Annotated in this window: 15 protein-coding genes; 10 read left to right on the top strand and 5 right to left on the bottom strand. The window is 68.6% G+C overall.

Features of this window, described 5'->3' with window-relative positions; genetic code table 11:
- Positions 1-98: 98 nt before the first annotated feature.
- Genes mlaD through ABE546_RS04485 form a run of 4 tightly spaced genes read left to right on the top strand, consistent with a single transcriptional unit; the run spans position 99 to position 2586 of the window.
- The gene (gene mlaD, locus ABE546_RS04500) at positions 99-626 is read left to right on the top strand and encodes an outer membrane lipid asymmetry maintenance protein MlaD (protein ID WP_019183994.1); all 528 of its coding nucleotides are present in this window, start codon (positions 99-101) and stop codon (positions 624-626) included.
- The gene (locus tag ABE546_RS04495) at positions 623-1285 is read left to right on the top strand and encodes an ABC transporter substrate-binding protein (protein WP_019183995.1); all 663 of its coding nucleotides are present in this window, start codon (positions 623-625) and stop codon (positions 1283-1285) included. The genes mlaD and ABE546_RS04495 overlap by 4 nt, the downstream gene beginning before the upstream one ends.
- Positions 1275-1586, top strand: a complete 312-nt coding sequence (locus ABE546_RS04490) for an STAS domain-containing protein (RefSeq protein WP_346462804.1) — start codon at positions 1275-1277, stop codon at positions 1584-1586. Before ABE546_RS04495 ends, ABE546_RS04490 begins: the two co-directional genes overlap by 11 nt.
- Position 1587: 1 nt before the next feature.
- Positions 1588-2586 carry a VacJ family lipoprotein gene (locus tag ABE546_RS04485; RefSeq protein ID WP_346462803.1) on the top strand — a complete coding sequence of 333 codons (999 nt, stop codon included), beginning with the start codon at positions 1588-1590 and terminating at the stop codon, positions 2584-2586.
- A 120-nt stretch (positions 2587-2706) separates the two neighbouring features.
- Here ABE546_RS04485 and ABE546_RS04480 read toward each other — a convergent pair whose 3' ends face one another.
- The 4 genes from ABE546_RS04480 to ABE546_RS04465 form a co-directional block, all read right to left on the bottom strand.
- Positions 2707-3267 carry a glutathione peroxidase gene (locus ABE546_RS04480; protein WP_088435249.1) on the bottom strand — a complete coding sequence of 187 codons (561 nt, stop codon included), beginning with the start codon at positions 3265-3267 and terminating at the stop codon, positions 2707-2709.
- Between the two features lie 56 nt (positions 3268-3323).
- On the bottom strand, positions 3324-3680 hold the full coding sequence (locus tag ABE546_RS04475) for a hypothetical protein (protein ID WP_346462802.1): 357 nt from the start codon (positions 3678-3680) through the stop codon (positions 3324-3326).
- A gap of 85 nt (positions 3681-3765) precedes the next feature.
- Positions 3766-5349: a DNA recombination protein RmuC gene (gene rmuC / locus ABE546_RS04470; protein ID WP_313211286.1), complete on the bottom strand. Its 1584-nt coding sequence runs from the start codon at positions 5347-5349 to the stop codon at positions 3766-3768.
- Between the two features lie 37 nt (positions 5350-5386).
- Positions 5387-6394, bottom strand: a complete 1008-nt coding sequence (locus ABE546_RS04465; protein WP_346462801.1) for a zinc-binding alcohol dehydrogenase family protein — start codon at positions 6392-6394, stop codon at positions 5387-5389.
- A 90-nt stretch (positions 6395-6484) separates the two neighbouring features.
- Between ABE546_RS04465 and ABE546_RS04460 the strand changes: the two genes are divergently transcribed.
- The 3 genes from ABE546_RS04460 (at position 6485) to ABE546_RS04450 (ending at position 8681) form a co-directional block, all read left to right on the top strand.
- Complete coding sequence (locus ABE546_RS04460) at positions 6485-7408, top strand: LysR family transcriptional regulator (protein ID WP_313211285.1); 924 nt, start codon at positions 6485-6487, stop codon at positions 7406-7408.
- Between the two features lie 61 nt (positions 7409-7469).
- Positions 7470-8096, top strand: coding sequence for a leucine efflux protein LeuE (leuE, locus tag ABE546_RS04455; RefSeq protein ID WP_346462800.1), 627 nt, complete (start codon positions 7470-7472; stop codon positions 8094-8096).
- Positions 8097-8279: 183 nt separating this feature from the next.
- Positions 8280-8681: a hypothetical protein gene (locus ABE546_RS04450; RefSeq protein WP_346462799.1), complete on the top strand. Its 402-nt coding sequence runs from the start codon at positions 8280-8282 to the stop codon at positions 8679-8681.
- On the opposite strand, the gene ABE546_RS04445 is transcribed toward ABE546_RS04450, so the two are convergent.
- On the bottom strand, positions 8647-9546 hold the full coding sequence (locus tag ABE546_RS04445; protein WP_346462798.1) for a LysR family transcriptional regulator: 900 nt from the start codon (positions 9544-9546) through the stop codon (positions 8647-8649). The genes ABE546_RS04450 and ABE546_RS04445 overlap by 35 nt on opposite strands.
- Positions 9547-9646: 100 nt before the next feature.
- Between ABE546_RS04445 and ABE546_RS04440 the strand changes: the two genes are divergently transcribed.
- The 3 genes from ABE546_RS04440 to ABE546_RS04430 all read left to right on the top strand — a co-directional run bounded on the left by ABE546_RS04440 (position 9647) and on the right by ABE546_RS04430 (position 12713).
- Entirely contained in the window at positions 9647-10642 is a 996-nt protein-coding gene (locus tag ABE546_RS04440) for an aldo/keto reductase (protein ID WP_313211282.1), read from the top strand.
- Positions 10643-10743: 101 nt separating this feature from the next.
- Positions 10744-11154, top strand: coding sequence for a hypothetical protein (locus ABE546_RS04435; protein ID WP_313211281.1), 411 nt, complete (start codon positions 10744-10746; stop codon positions 11152-11154).
- Positions 11155-11300: 146 nt separating this feature from the next.
- The gene (locus tag ABE546_RS04430) at positions 11301-12713 is read left to right on the top strand and encodes an amino acid permease (protein WP_346462797.1); all 1413 of its coding nucleotides are present in this window, start codon (positions 11301-11303) and stop codon (positions 12711-12713) included.
- Positions 12714-12766 lie beyond the last annotated feature (53 nt).

Here is a 12766-nt window from a genome sequence, read left to right as displayed (position 1 = left end):
GTTGGTCGGTACGCTTCTTCGGTGCGCTTCTTCGGTACGCAAAGACTTCCCGCCCGGACACCTGTCCAGGCACCTGACAAAGAACAGTGAGATATCCCATGGCCATCCGCGGTCCCAGACTCGAATTTTCCGTCGGCGCGTTCCTGCTGCTGGCGCTGGCCTCGCTGCTGGTGCTGGCCGTGGCCTCCACCAATCAACGGTGGGGCACCGGTGGCAGCGGCTACGAACTCAAGGCGCGCTTCACCCAGATCGGCCAGCTGCGCAAGCAGGCCCCGGTCAAGATCGGCGGCGTCACCATCGGCCAGGTCTCGGGCATCGAACTGGATCCCCAGAAGTTCGACTCGATCGTGACCCTCAAGCTCGACGGCAAGTTCAAGGATCTGCCCGCCGACACCTCGGCCGGCATCTTCACCAGCGGTTTGCTCGGCGAGAGCTATATCGGACTGCAGCCGGGCGGAGATCCGGACGTGCTCAAGTCCGGCGACGAGATCGTCTTCACCCAGCCGGCGGTGGACCTGCTCCAGCTGGTCGGCAAGTACATGTTCAGCGGTCCGGCCAACACCGGTGGCGCTGACTCCCACGATGGCAACGGCGCGCCCGCGCCTGCAACGGAACCGCAACCATGAAAAAGACCCTGATCCCGGCGCTGCTGGCCTCGGCCCTGCTCGCCGCCACGCCCTCGCTCTCCTTCGCCCAGGCGGCCCCGGCGGCCGCTGCCGCCCAGCAGGGCCAGGCCAGCAAGGCCGTGATGGACGCCAGCACCCGCATCCTGACCTCGCTGCAGCAGCGCCGCACCGAGTTCCGGGCCAACCCGGCCGTGCTGCGTGACTTCATCAACAGCGAGCTCAACAAGACCTTCGACCGCGACTACGCCGCCCGCCTGGTGCTGGGCGTGCACGGCCGCGGCGCGTCCGATGCCGACGTCAAGCTGTTCGCCGATGCGATGGCCGACAACCTGATGCAGCGCTACGGTTCGGCGCTGCTCGAGATCCAGGGCAAGCCGACCTTCCGCCTGAAGAGCGAGTCGCCGCTGCCGGGCAACCGCGGCGTGCGCGTGTCCACCGAGCTGATCCGCGCCGGCAACGAGCCGACCCCGGTCGACTACCTGATGCGCAACGTCAACGGCCAGTGGAAGATCTTCGATGTGATGATCGAAGGCATCTCCTACGTGCAGACCTTCAAGACCCAGTTCGACGCCCCCCTGCGCCAGAAGTCGATCCAGCAGGTGGCCACCGAACTGCGCAACGGCAGCATGCAGGCCGGGCAGGCCCCGCGTGGCAAGTAACAACGCCAGCGTGCAGCGCAACGGCAGCTCGCTGGTGTTCAGCGGGCCGCTCGACCGCGCGGCGGTGACGGCCCTGTGGCCCTCGCTGACCGCGCTGGACGGCGTGCAGCAGGTGGATCTGGCGGCAGTGAGCCGGCTCGACAGCGCCGGTCTGGCGCTGCTGGCCGAGCTGGCCGCACGCCTGCGTGCAAACGGGACAACGCCGACGATCGTCGGCAGCCCGGACGGTTTCACCGACCTCAGTGCCGCCTACCGGCTGGCACCCACCCTGGATTTCCATGCCTTTTCTGCGGCGAGCTGACATGAACGTCATACGCACCCTCCCCCTCCTTGTGCTGGCGCTGGCCCTGAGCGCCTGTGCCGGCAAGCCGGCACGCGACAGCGCACCGGTCAGCGTCGAGGTCGCCCCGGCGGCGGCGGCGGCCGCCGATGTGGCCAACACCGATGCGGTACCGGCCGAGGCCGGCGCCGACACGGCCACCGAAGCAACGCAGGCCAGCACCGATCCGGCGACCGCACCGGTCACCGGCGGCACCGCGCCGACCAACGCCGAGGACGACTTCGCCGCGCTGTACGGCGGCCCGGCCCCGACCGCGGACGGCACCGAGCCCACCGGCGCGCCGTACGATCCGTGGGAACCGTTCAACCGCAAGGTGCACAGCTTCAACAACGTGGTCGACCGTGCGGTCGCACGCCCGCTGGCGGTGGCTTACACCAACGTGGTGCCACGCTTCGCACGCACCGGCGTGAGCAACTTCTTCAGCAACCTGCGCGCGCCGGTGACGATCACCAACCAGCTGCTGCAGGGCCGTCCGGACGACGCCTGGGACAGCCTGGGCCGTTTCCTGATGAACTCCACGCTGGGTATCGGCGGTCTGTTCGATCCGGCCAGCAAGGCGATGGTGCCGCGTCGCAAGGAAGACTTCGGCCAGACCCTGGGCACGTGGGGCTGGCGCCGTTCGCGCTACGTGGAACTGCCGTTCTTCGGCCCGCGTACCGTGCGTGACGTGTTCGGCCTGGCCGGCGACATGCCGCTCTCGCCGATCCGTACGATCGAAGAGGACAAGATCCGCATCGGCCTGCAGGGCCTGCAGCTGGTGGACATGCGGTCGCAGCTGCTGGCAGTGGACGACATGCGCGACAACGCCGTGGACGAGTACTCGCTGGTCCGTGATGCGTGGCTGCAGCGCCGCAACTACCAGATCGAGAATGACCTGCGTGGCAAGCATGCGCGCGGCAAGGACGATCCGGACGCACCGATTCCGGTCGATGCGATGCCGATGCCGAACTGGGGTAACTGATCGGAGTACCGACCAACGGTCGGTACCTACCGAGTTGGTAGACCACGACCGTTGGTCGTGGTGCGAGCACAGAAAAAGCCCCGCCGAAGCGGGGCTTTTTTTTGTTTCCGGGTCCGCCGATCAGGCCGCCAGCGCGGCGTCGATCGCGGCCACCAGGCGGGCATCGTCGGCCGGCACGTCCGGGGCGAAGCGGGCAATGACCTGGCCGTCGCGGCCGATCAGGAACTTCTCGAAGTTCCACAGCACGCCCGGGGCGGCGTTGACCACCAGCTCCGGATACTTGGCCACGGCGCCCTGCAGCTTCTCGCGCATCGGGCCTTCGCCGGTGGCGGCCGGCTGCGCGGCGGTCAGCTGCTGGTACAGCGGATGGGTGTCCTCACCGGCCACGCTGATCTTGGCGAACATCGGGAAGCTGACGTTGTATTCCAGCTGGCAGAACTGCTGGATGTCCGCTTCGCTGCCCGGCTCCTGGGCCAGGAAGTTGTTGGCCGGGAACCCCAGCACTTCCAGGCCGGCGGCCTGCTTGTCGGCGTACAGCGCCTGCAGGCCTTCGTACTGCGGGGTCAGGCCACACTTGGAGGCGACGTTGACGACCAGCAGCACCTTGCCGCGGTAGTCGGCCAGCGAGGTCGGCTGACCTTCGATGGTGGTCACGGGGATGTCGTAGACGGTCTGGCTCACTGCAGATTCCTTGCGTTGGATCAGGGGAGGCACAGCATAGCCGTGCCCGGGGGGCGTCAATCGACGCAGATCGTGCCCATCGCCACACCGCCATCGATGCGCTGGCGGCAGCCGAAGTTCTGGCTGACATCGCGCTGGCAGACGCCGCGCGCGGCCGTTCCCGGCGCGACATCACTGGTGGCCAGGCACTGGCCACTGCAGTCGGCCTTGGCGCTGCAGACCTTGCCGGCATCGGCGTAGGGCACCACGCACTGCACGCGCTGCAGGCGGCCCAGCGGCTGCAGGCTGCCACCGGCGGCGGTGCATTCGGCGGCGCTGGGCGTTGTCGGTGTCGCTGCGGTGGTGTCTGCAGGTGGGGCACTGCTGCACCCGGCCAGGGCGAACAGGAGAGACAGCATCAGGGGCAGGCGCATGGACGGTTCCTTGAAGGATGGGAGAAAGCAGGGAAAAGACGTGCCCCGCAGCATGCGCGATCGCGTGCATGCAGGGCGTCGGCGCTTAGTCCTGCGGCGGGCTGGCTTCGTCGCCGGCCACGTCCTCGTCCTCGCCGCTCATGTCGCCGAGCAGGTCCTGGGTCTGTTCACTGCCCAGCGTTTCCACGCTGCGCAGGCGGCGCTCGATGGTGCGCGTCTTGCGGCTGGCTTCGCCGAGGCTGCGGCCGACGGTGGTGATCTGCTTCTCGGCCTTTTCCAGGATGCCGGCGAACTTGCCGAACTCGCTCTTGACCGCACCGAGCAGGCCCCACACTTCACTGGAGCGCTGTTCGATGGCCAGCGTGCGGAAGCCCATCTGCAGGCTGTTGAGCAGCGCGGTCACGGTGGTCGGGCCGGCCACCACCACACGGTGGTCGCGCTGCAGCAGGTCGATCAGGCCGGGGCGGCGGATCACTTCGGCGTACAGGCTTTCAGTGGGCAGGAACATCACCGCGAAATCGGTGGTGTGTGGCGGGGCGATGTACTTGTCGCAGATCGATTTGGCCTGGATGCGGATCGCGCGCTCGAGCTGCGCGCCCTGCACGCGCACGCCCTCGACGTCGCCCTGCTCCTGCGCATCGAGCAGGCGCTCGTAATCCTCGCGCGGGAACTTGGAATCGATCGGCAACCACACCGGGGTGTCTTCATGGCCGCGGCCCGGCAGGCGCACGGCGATATCGACGATCTCGTTGCTGTCCGGGCGCACTTTGACGCCGCGCGCGTACTGCTCCTGGGTGAGCGTCTGCTCGAGGATGTTGTCCAGCTGCACTTCGCCCCAGCTGCCGCGGTTCTTGACGTTGGTCAGCACGCGCTTGAGGTCGCCCACGCCGGTGGCCAGCTGCTGCATCTCGCCAAGCCCGCGCTGGACCTGCTCCAGCCGCTCGGAGACCAGCTGGAACGAAGCACCCAGGCGGGTTTCCAGGGTGGTCTGCAGCTTCTCGTCCACGGTCACGCGCATCTGGTCGAGCTTCTCGGCGTTGTCGCTCTGCAGGCTCTTGAGCTGCTGCTCGAGCGTGGCGCGCATCTCGCCGATACGCTGCTCGTTGCGCTGGGTCATTTCCTGCAGGCGCAGGCCCAGCGATTCACCCAGGCGCTGCTGCGACTGCCCGGTTTCCTCGCGGCCCAGGCGCGCGTCTTCGGCCAGGGCCTGGCGCAGCGCGGCCATGTGGCTGTCGGTGCGCGTGGTCAGGTCCACCAGCTGCTGGCCGAACGCTTCAATGCGCGCCTGCTGCTGTTGCCCGAATGCTTCCAGCTGCGCACGCACTTCCTGCATGCGCAGTGCCAGCAGGTCGCCGGTGCGCTGCTGGCTGAGCGTGCTTTCCTCGCGTGCCTTGCGCGCGTCTTCACCGAGCGCATCGCGCAGCAGGTCCAGGCGCTGGTCGGTGCGGGTGGAGAGATCGGTCAGCGCGCGCGCGAAACTCTCCAGCCGGGCATCCTGCTGGCGGCCCAGGCCTTCGAGCTGCTCACGCAGTTCGCTGCGGCCGACCCGCGCTTCCTCGCGCAGGGTCTGTTCGAGGCCGCCGTTGCCGGAACGCCGCAGCAGCGCGAGCAGCTGCAGCACGAGGACGGCACACACCAGGCCGCCGAGAATGAGGAATTCGGTTTGCATGCGCCAAGTGTAGGCCGCGGCGGTCTCATTGGCTGCGTCAGAACCCTTCAAGCACGAGCTTGCCCCGCGCGCGGTGGCTCTCGATCAGGGCGTGCGCCTGACGCAGGTTGGCGGCGTTGATGCGGCCGTAGTGTTCGCCCAGCGTGGTGCGCAGCACGCCCGCGTCGATCAGCGCGGCGACGCGCTCGAGCAGCTCGTGCTGGCGCTGCACATCGGGGGTGTTGAAGCTGGAGCGGGTGAACATCGATTCCCAGTGCAGGGACAGGCTCTTGCGCTTGAGCGCCATCACATCGAGCTGGCCGGGATCGTCGATCAGCGCCAGCTGGCCCTGCGGGGCTAGCACGGTGACGATCTGGTCGTAGTGCTGGTCGGTATGGGTCAGGCTGGCCACGTGGCTGACCTCGGCGATGCCCAGGCGCTGCAGGCCTTCGCTCAGCGGCTGGGTGTGGTCGATCACGTGGTGCGCGCCCAGCGCGTAGACCCAGTCCTGGGTATCCGGGCGCGAGGCGGTGCCGATCACGGTCAGGCGGGTCAGCTGGCGAGCCAACTGGACCAGGATCGAGCCGACGCCACCGGCGGCACCGATCACCAGCAGGGTCTGCCCTTCGCCGCCGTTTTCCGCGATGCGCAGGCGATCGAACAGCAGCTCCCAGGCCGTGATCGCGGTCAGCGGCAACGCCGCGGCGGCGGCGTCATCCAGGCTGGCCGGCTTGTGGCCGACGATGCGCTCGTCCACCAGCTGGTACTCGGCATTGCTGCCGGCGCGGCCGATCGCGCCCGCATAGAAGACCGCGTCGCCGGGCTGGAACAGGGTCACCGCGTCGCCCACCGCATCCACGATGCCGACCGCGTCGAAGCCCAGTACGCGCGGCTCGGTGACCGCCACGCCGGTGCGGACCTTGGTATCGACCGGGTTCACCGAGATCGCGCGGACCTCGACCCGCAGATCGCGCGGGCCGGGGGTGGGGATCGGCAGGGTGATGTCCACCAGCGCGGCGGGGTCGCTGATCGGCAGGCCATGCTGGGTATAGGCGACGGCTTTCATCGGGGGAGATCCAGTGGGGAAGGCGGACAGCGTGCGCTTCACGGCGGGGTGGGGAAAGGCGCAAAATCGGGCAGCACTTTCACTGCAGGAATGAAAATGATCCGGTTCGACGACCTCGCCCTGTTCGTCCGCACCGCCGCGCTGGGCAGCTTTTCCAACGCCGCACGCGAGGCGGATCTGCTGCCCGGCCAGGTTGCTGCGGCGGTGGCGCGGCTGGAACGCGAGCTGGACCTGCGCCTGTTCGTGCGCTCCACCCGCAGCCTGCGCCTGACCGCCGAGGGCGCGCTGTACCTGCCCTATGCGCAGGAGGTGCTGGCCGCGCTGCGCGAGGGCGAGGCCCGGGTGCGTGGCGAGGATGCCGAACTGCGCGGCACGCTGCAGGTGGCCGCACCCTCGGATCTGGGCCGCAACCTGCTGCTGCCATGGCTGACCGAGTTCCGCGCCGCGCACCCGAAGCTGCAGCTGCGCCTGCAGTTGTCCGACCAGGTGGCCGATGTGTTCCGCGATCCGGTCGACATCGCCTTCCGCCTGGGCCGCTTCGACAACGCCAGCTATGTCGCCCTGCCCCTGCTGCCCGGCAATCGCCGGGTGCTGGCCGCATCACCGGACTACCTGGCCCGGCACGGTACGCCGGACAACCTGGAAGCGCTGAAGGAGCACCACTGCCTGCTCTATCAACTCGCTGGGCGTGCCTATGACCGCTGGAGCTTCGAGGCCGATGGTCGGCGCACGGTGATCCCGGTGCGCGGCAACATGGTCTGCGACGATGCCGACGTGGTCCGGCGCTGGGCAGTGGCGGGGGAAGGCATCGTGTTCAAGTCGTGGCTGGATATCTGCGCCGATGTGCAGGCCGGGCGCCTGCAGGTGCTGCTGGACGGGGCCGGCGACAGTCTTCCGTTGAACCTGGTGTGCCCGCACCGCAAGCAGTTCTCGCCCGCCATCCGGCAGCTGCATGCGATGTTCGCGCAACGGCTGCAGCCGCTGCTCGCCGGGTTGCCGGCCGGCGCGCGCTGACGCTATCGCCCGGCGCGCGGCTGCCGGACAATGCCCCTCCCCCCGTAGTCGAGTCGCCGCCATGCCGTGGATGGGCATCCAGGATCTGTGGACCTTTGTTGCTGCCGTGCTGGTGTTCCTTGCACTGCCGGGCCCAGGCACCTTCACCCTGCTCACCGCCACCGGGCGCGGCGGGGTGCGCGGCGGTTACACGGCGCTGTTCGGCCTGCTGCTGGGCGACCAGATCCTGATGTGGCTGGCGGTAGCCGGTGTGGCGGCGCTGCTCAAGGCCAACCCGCTGGTGTTCCACGCGGTGCAGTACCTCGGCGCGGCGTACCTGGTGTGGATCGGCATCGGCCTGCTGCGCGCACCGCGCGCCCAGGGCGAGGAAGGTGGCATCCGCCTCACGCCGGGCCACTACTTCCGCCAGGCGGTGCTGATCAACCTGCTCAACCCGAAGGCGATCATCTTCTACATGGCCTTCCTGCCGTTGTTCATCGATCCGGCACGGCACCAGGGTGTGGTGACGTTTGCGACCATGGCGCTGATCATCTTCGTCATGGGGCTGGCCTACTGCTCGGTGCTGATCGGGGTGGGCAACCTGCTGCGCCGTCGGATTCTGCAGCACCCGCGTGTCGGGCTTTGGCTGAGGCGGGTCGCAGGGGTGTTCCTGGTCGGGTTCGGTGTGCGGCTGGGCGCGAGCGGCTGAACCCTTGCAGGCCGGCAGGGTGCACGATGACAGCGCGCGTCGTGTTCGGCTGCGGATAGGCAGCATCATCGCGACGCTCGGTTTTCATTCAAACATTGAGATTCCCCTGCGTACCGGCGAGGTGTCCAATCGGCGCCATCGTCCAACGTCGCCACCGGCGCGTGCGCAACACTGCGGGGACCCATGCCGCCACCTGTCTACTTCGTGCAGCACCTGAGCGGTCATGACGAGCGCCTGCTCGGCATGCACACCCGGCGCATCGATCTGGCCCATCCCGCCGTGACCCGCATCGTCGCGGGGCTTAAGCCGCTGGACCGGATCGATCTGCGTACGTGCCTGTTCGACTGCCACGCCAGCCTGGTGCTTGGGCTGCGCCATCGCATCGCCGAGGCCGAAGCGGCGGCGCAGGGCTGGCGTCTGTTCGATGCCGACGGCGTGTTGTGCTGCAAGCGCTTCCCCGGGGATGCGCAGGTGATCTATCCACAGGGCCATCCACCGCAGGCAGACTGGGCACGCGCCCTGCTGCCCGGCACCGGCCCAGCCGCGCGCGTCAGCGCCGCATCACCTCACGCAGGTGGTCGATGAACACCCGCAGCTTGGGCGCCATCTGCTCACGTGCCGGGTAGTAAAGGTGGAAACCGGCGAACGGCTGCTGCCAGTCCTGCAGCACGCACTGCAGCCGGCCGGCCGCCACGTCGCCGGCGTACAGCGCCTCGAACCCCTGGGCCAGGCCAATGCCCCGGGTGACGGCGGCATGGATCAGCCCGGCGTCGTTGAACACCAGCCGGCCCGCCACCTCGACCTCGAAATCGCGACCCTCGCCGGTGAACTCCCACGCCATCCGCCGGCCGGTGCTGAGCCGGTGCACGATGCACTCGTGCGCGACCAGGTCGGCCGGGGTCGCGGGCACGCCGTGCATGGCCAGATAGTCCGGCGTGGCCACCACCACCTGGCGTTCCAGCGGCCCGATCGGCACCGCGATCATGCCGCGGGCCAGGCTTTCGCCCAAGCGGATCCCCGCGTCGAAGCCGCCGGCGACCAGATCCGTCAGCGCGGTTTCCACGAACAGCTCCACCTCGATCTGTGGATAACGCGCCAGGAAGCCGGGCAGGTGCGGCAGCACCAGCAGTTCGGCAGCGATCCGCGGCACGTTGATGCGCAGCTTGCCGGCGGGGACATCGCGCACCTGGTCCAGGTCGTCGAACGCGGCGTCGATCCGGGCCAGGCCCTCGCGTACCTGCGCCAGGAAGCGTGCGCCCTGCTCGGTCAGGCCGACCCGGCGCGTGGTCCGGTGCAGCAGCCGCACGCCAAGGTGGGCCTCCAGCGCGCGCACCGTCTGCGAGAGCGCCGAGGGCGATACGCCCAGCTCGTCGGCGGCCCGGGTGAAGCTGGCATGGTGCGCGACGCGGGCGAAGGCAACCACGGCGGGCAGGGGATGCTGAGCGCTCATTGTGAAGGCTTGCTTCAAAGATGATGCAGGAGCGGCCAGTTTATCCACATAGTCCGCAGGAGGATGCTGGTCCTGTTCCTTCCCTTCCCCGGAGTACTTCATGCAGACCCGCACCCTTGGCCGTGATGGCCCCACCGTTTCCGCGCTCGGCCTGGGCTGCATGGGCATGAGCGCCTTCTATGGCGGCCGCGGCAGCGATGCCGACGCGATCGCGGTCATCCACCGCGCGCTGGAACGCGGCGTCACCCTGCTCGACACCGCCGACATGTACGGCCCGCACACCAACGAGGTGCTGGTCGGCAAGGCGATCGCCGGCCGCCGCGACCAGGTGTTCCTCGCCACCAAGTTCGGGATCAGGCTGGAGCCGAGCGACACCGCCGCGCGCAGCGTCGATGGCCGCCCCGAGTACGTGATCGCCGCCTGCGAGGCCAGCCTGCAGCGGCTGGGCGTGGACCACATCGACCTGTACTACCAGCACCGCGTGGACGGCACGGTGCCGATCGAGGACACCGTGGGGGCGATGGCGCGGCTGGTCGAACAGGGCAAGGTGCGCTTCCTCGGCCTCTCCGAAGCCTCGGCAAGCACGATCCGCCGCGCCCATGCGGTGCATCCGATCACCGCGGTGCAGACCGAGTACTCGCTGTGGTCGCGCGATCCGGAAGCCAACGGTGTGCTGGCGACGGTGCGCGAGCTCGGCATCGGCTTCGTGCCCTACTCGCCGCTGGGCCGTGGCTTCCTGACCGGCGCGATCCGCAGCCCGGCCGATTTCGACGCCGATGACTACCGCCGCCAATCGCCGCGTTTCCAGGGCGAGAACTTCGACCGCAACCTGGCGCTGGTCGACGCGGTCACCGCGATGGCCAAGACCCAGGGCGTGAGCCCCGGGCAGCTGGCCCTGGCCTGGGTGCTGGCGCAGGGCGAAGACCTGGTGCCGATCCCGGGCACCAAGCGGCTGGCCTATCTGGAAGAGAACCTCGGCGCGCTGCAGGTGCAGCTGAGCGCCGACGCGCTGGCCCGGATCGATGCGATCTTCCCGGCCCATGCCGCCGCCGGCCCGCGTTATGCCCCTGCGGCCATGGCGACGTTGAACCGCTGACCTCCACCGGCCGGATCGGCATGCTCGATCCGGCCGAGGCTGCCGACACCGTGCGCGGGGGAGGACAATGGCCCTCTTTCTGCCTGGTTGGACCCTGCCCCATGCGCTGGCTCGCCCCGCTGTTGCTGCTGCTGGCCATCGCGCCGGCACACGCCGATGAGATCCGCTGCCTGACCGGCGGCAGCCGCCAACAGATCCACCTTGAATGGAAACTCCCCGAGGGCACTGCCGACGGTGAGCGGGTCAGCCATGTGCGTTACGCCGGCAAGACCGCGTGGCTGCGGCTGACCCTGGCCTCGCAGGAGAGCACCGTACTGGCCGAGGATCGCCCTTGGCAGTTCGATACGGTGTGGGACGAGCACCTGGACGGCAAGGTCATCGGCCACTATGCGATCAGCACCCAGGGCGCGCGCATCTATGGCTTCTCCTACACCAACGCGCGGACGGGCCAGCAGACCGTGTTCGGTGAAGACGTCGGTGCGATGACCGACACGGGCTGCCACTGGGAATGAGCGTCCGGCCTTTGTGCCGGTTTCGTCACCTTCGCCTCAGTCATGCGGGCCGTGCAGCCGCTTACGACGCTTGGCAGTAGTAATGCTGCGCCGCGTTCGGTAAAACTCGCAGACTTGTCGTTCACAGTCATCCACCGCGAGGCCCCATGTCATTGCTCCGGCGCAAGTCCCTAGACACTGTCACCGTCCATGAAGCCGGCAGGCAACTGATCCCGACCCTGAGTTGGCCGCACCTGATCGCGCTGGGCATCGGCGCCATCGTCGGCACCGGCATCTACACCCTGATCGGTGTCGGCGCGAACCTGGCCGGCCCCGCGGTGCTGATTTCCTTCGCCATCGCCGGCGCGGTCTGCGCCTGCGCGGCCCTGTCCTATGCCGAGCTGTCGACGATGATGCCGGCCGCTGGCAGCGCCTACACCTATAGCTACACCGCCCTGGGCGAGGTGGTGGCCTGGGTGGTCGGCTGGAGCCTGATCCTGGAGTACTCGCTGGTGGTGAGCACGGTCGCGGTCGGGTGGTCCGGCTACGCGGTCGGCTTCCTGCACGGCTTCGGGATCGACCTGCCCTTGATGCTGACCGCCGGCCCCCACGTGGAAGGCGGCTTCATCAACCTGCCGGCGGTGCTGATCACCTTCCTGGTGGCCGGCATGCTGATGGCCGGCACCAAGGAAAGCGCGACCCTCAACGCAGTCCTGGTGGTGATCAAGATCATCGCGCTGACCGTGTTCGTGGCGATCGCCCTGCCGCACTTCGATACCAGCCACATGGAGCCGTTCATGCCGTTCGGCTTCGTCAAGTCGCTGGGCGCCGATGGCGTGGAACGCGGGGTGATGGCGGCCGCCGCGATCATCTTCTTCGCGTTCTACGGCTTCGATGCGATCTCCACCGCCGCTGAAGAAACCAAGAAGCCCGAGCGCGACCTGGCGATCGGCATCATCGGCTCGATGGTCGGTTGCACCATCATCTACGTGCTGGTGGCGCTGGCCGCCGTGGGTGCGATGAGCTACACGATCTTCGGCCAGAGCGCCGAGCCGCTGGCGCTGATCCTGCGCGAGCTGGGCAGCCCGGGTGCGGCCAAGTGGATCGGCGCTGCCGCCGTGATCGCGCTGCCGACCGTGCTGCTGGCCTTCCTGTACGGCCAGAGCCGCATCTTCTTCGTCATGTCGCGCGATGGCCTGCTGCCGCGCGGTCTTTCCAAGGTCAGCGCGCGCACCGGCACGCCGGTCGCCACCACGCTGTTCACCGCGGTGCTGGTGGCCGCGCTGGCCGGCGTGGCACGTCTGGACGAGATCGCCGCGCTGGCCAACGCCGGTACGCTGGCCGCGTTCACCGCGGTGGGCCTGTGCCTGGTGGTGCTGCGCAAGCGCGAGCCGAACCGCGTGCGCAAGTTCCGCACGCCGCTGGCGTACGTGGTCGGCCCGCTGGCGGTGATCGGCTGTGTGTACCTGTTCTTCAGCCTGCCGAGCACCACGCAGTTGTACTTCCTGGCGTGGAACGTTCTGGGCCTGATCGCCTACTTCGCCTACGGGCGTCGCAATGCGGTCCTGGGCAAACGCTGAGCTATCGCGCCGGCCACCGGGCCGGCGATGAGCGGGGGTGAAAAAGGCAGGCC

This window comes from Stenotrophomonas sp. TWI377 (genome assembly GCF_039674525.1).
Classification (GTDB): Bacteria; Pseudomonadota; Gammaproteobacteria; order Xanthomonadales; family Xanthomonadaceae; genus Stenotrophomonas.
This window is presented reverse-complemented; position numbering and strand designations above follow the sequence as displayed.

What these genes read in the sequence shown, in the direction of transcription:
- mlaD (WP_019183994.1), top strand. Translation starts at nt 99, where the DNA reads ATGGCCATCCGCGGTCCCAGACTCGAATTTTCCGTCGGCGCGTTCCTG.
- ABE546_RS04495 (WP_019183995.1), top strand. Translation starts at nt 623, where the DNA reads ATGAAAAAGACCCTGATCCCGGCGCTGCTGGCCTCGGCCCTGCTCGCC.
- ABE546_RS04485 (WP_346462803.1), top strand. Translation starts at nt 1,588, where the DNA reads ATGAACGTCATACGCACCCTCCCCCTCCTTGTGCTGGCGCTGGCCCTG.
- ABE546_RS04475 (WP_346462802.1), bottom strand. Translation starts at nt 3,680, where the DNA reads ATGCGCCTGCCCCTGATGCTGTCTCTCCTGTTCGCCCTGGCCGGGTGC.
- rmuC (WP_313211286.1), bottom strand. Translation starts at nt 5,349, where the DNA reads ATGCAAACCGAATTCCTCATTCTCGGCGGCCTGGTGTGTGCCGTCCTC.
- ABE546_RS04465 (WP_346462801.1), bottom strand. Translation starts at nt 6,394, where the DNA reads ATGAAAGCCGTCGCCTATACCCAGCATGGCCTGCCGATCAGCGACCCC.
- ABE546_RS04460 (WP_313211285.1), top strand. Translation starts at nt 6,485, where the DNA reads ATGAAAATGATCCGGTTCGACGACCTCGCCCTGTTCGTCCGCACCGCC.
- leuE (WP_346462800.1), top strand. Translation starts at nt 7,470, where the DNA reads ATGCCGTGGATGGGCATCCAGGATCTGTGGACCTTTGTTGCTGCCGTG.
- ABE546_RS04450 (WP_346462799.1), top strand. Translation starts at nt 8,280, where the DNA reads ATGCCGCCACCTGTCTACTTCGTGCAGCACCTGAGCGGTCATGACGAG.
- ABE546_RS04445 (WP_346462798.1), bottom strand. Translation starts at nt 9,546, where the DNA reads ATGAGCGCTCAGCATCCCCTGCCCGCCGTGGTTGCCTTCGCCCGCGTC.
- ABE546_RS04440 (WP_313211282.1), top strand. Translation starts at nt 9,647, where the DNA reads ATGCAGACCCGCACCCTTGGCCGTGATGGCCCCACCGTTTCCGCGCTC.
- ABE546_RS04435 (WP_313211281.1), top strand. Translation starts at nt 10,744, where the DNA reads ATGCGCTGGCTCGCCCCGCTGTTGCTGCTGCTGGCCATCGCGCCGGCA.
- ABE546_RS04430 (WP_346462797.1), top strand. Translation starts at nt 11,301, where the DNA reads ATGTCATTGCTCCGGCGCAAGTCCCTAGACACTGTCACCGTCCATGAA.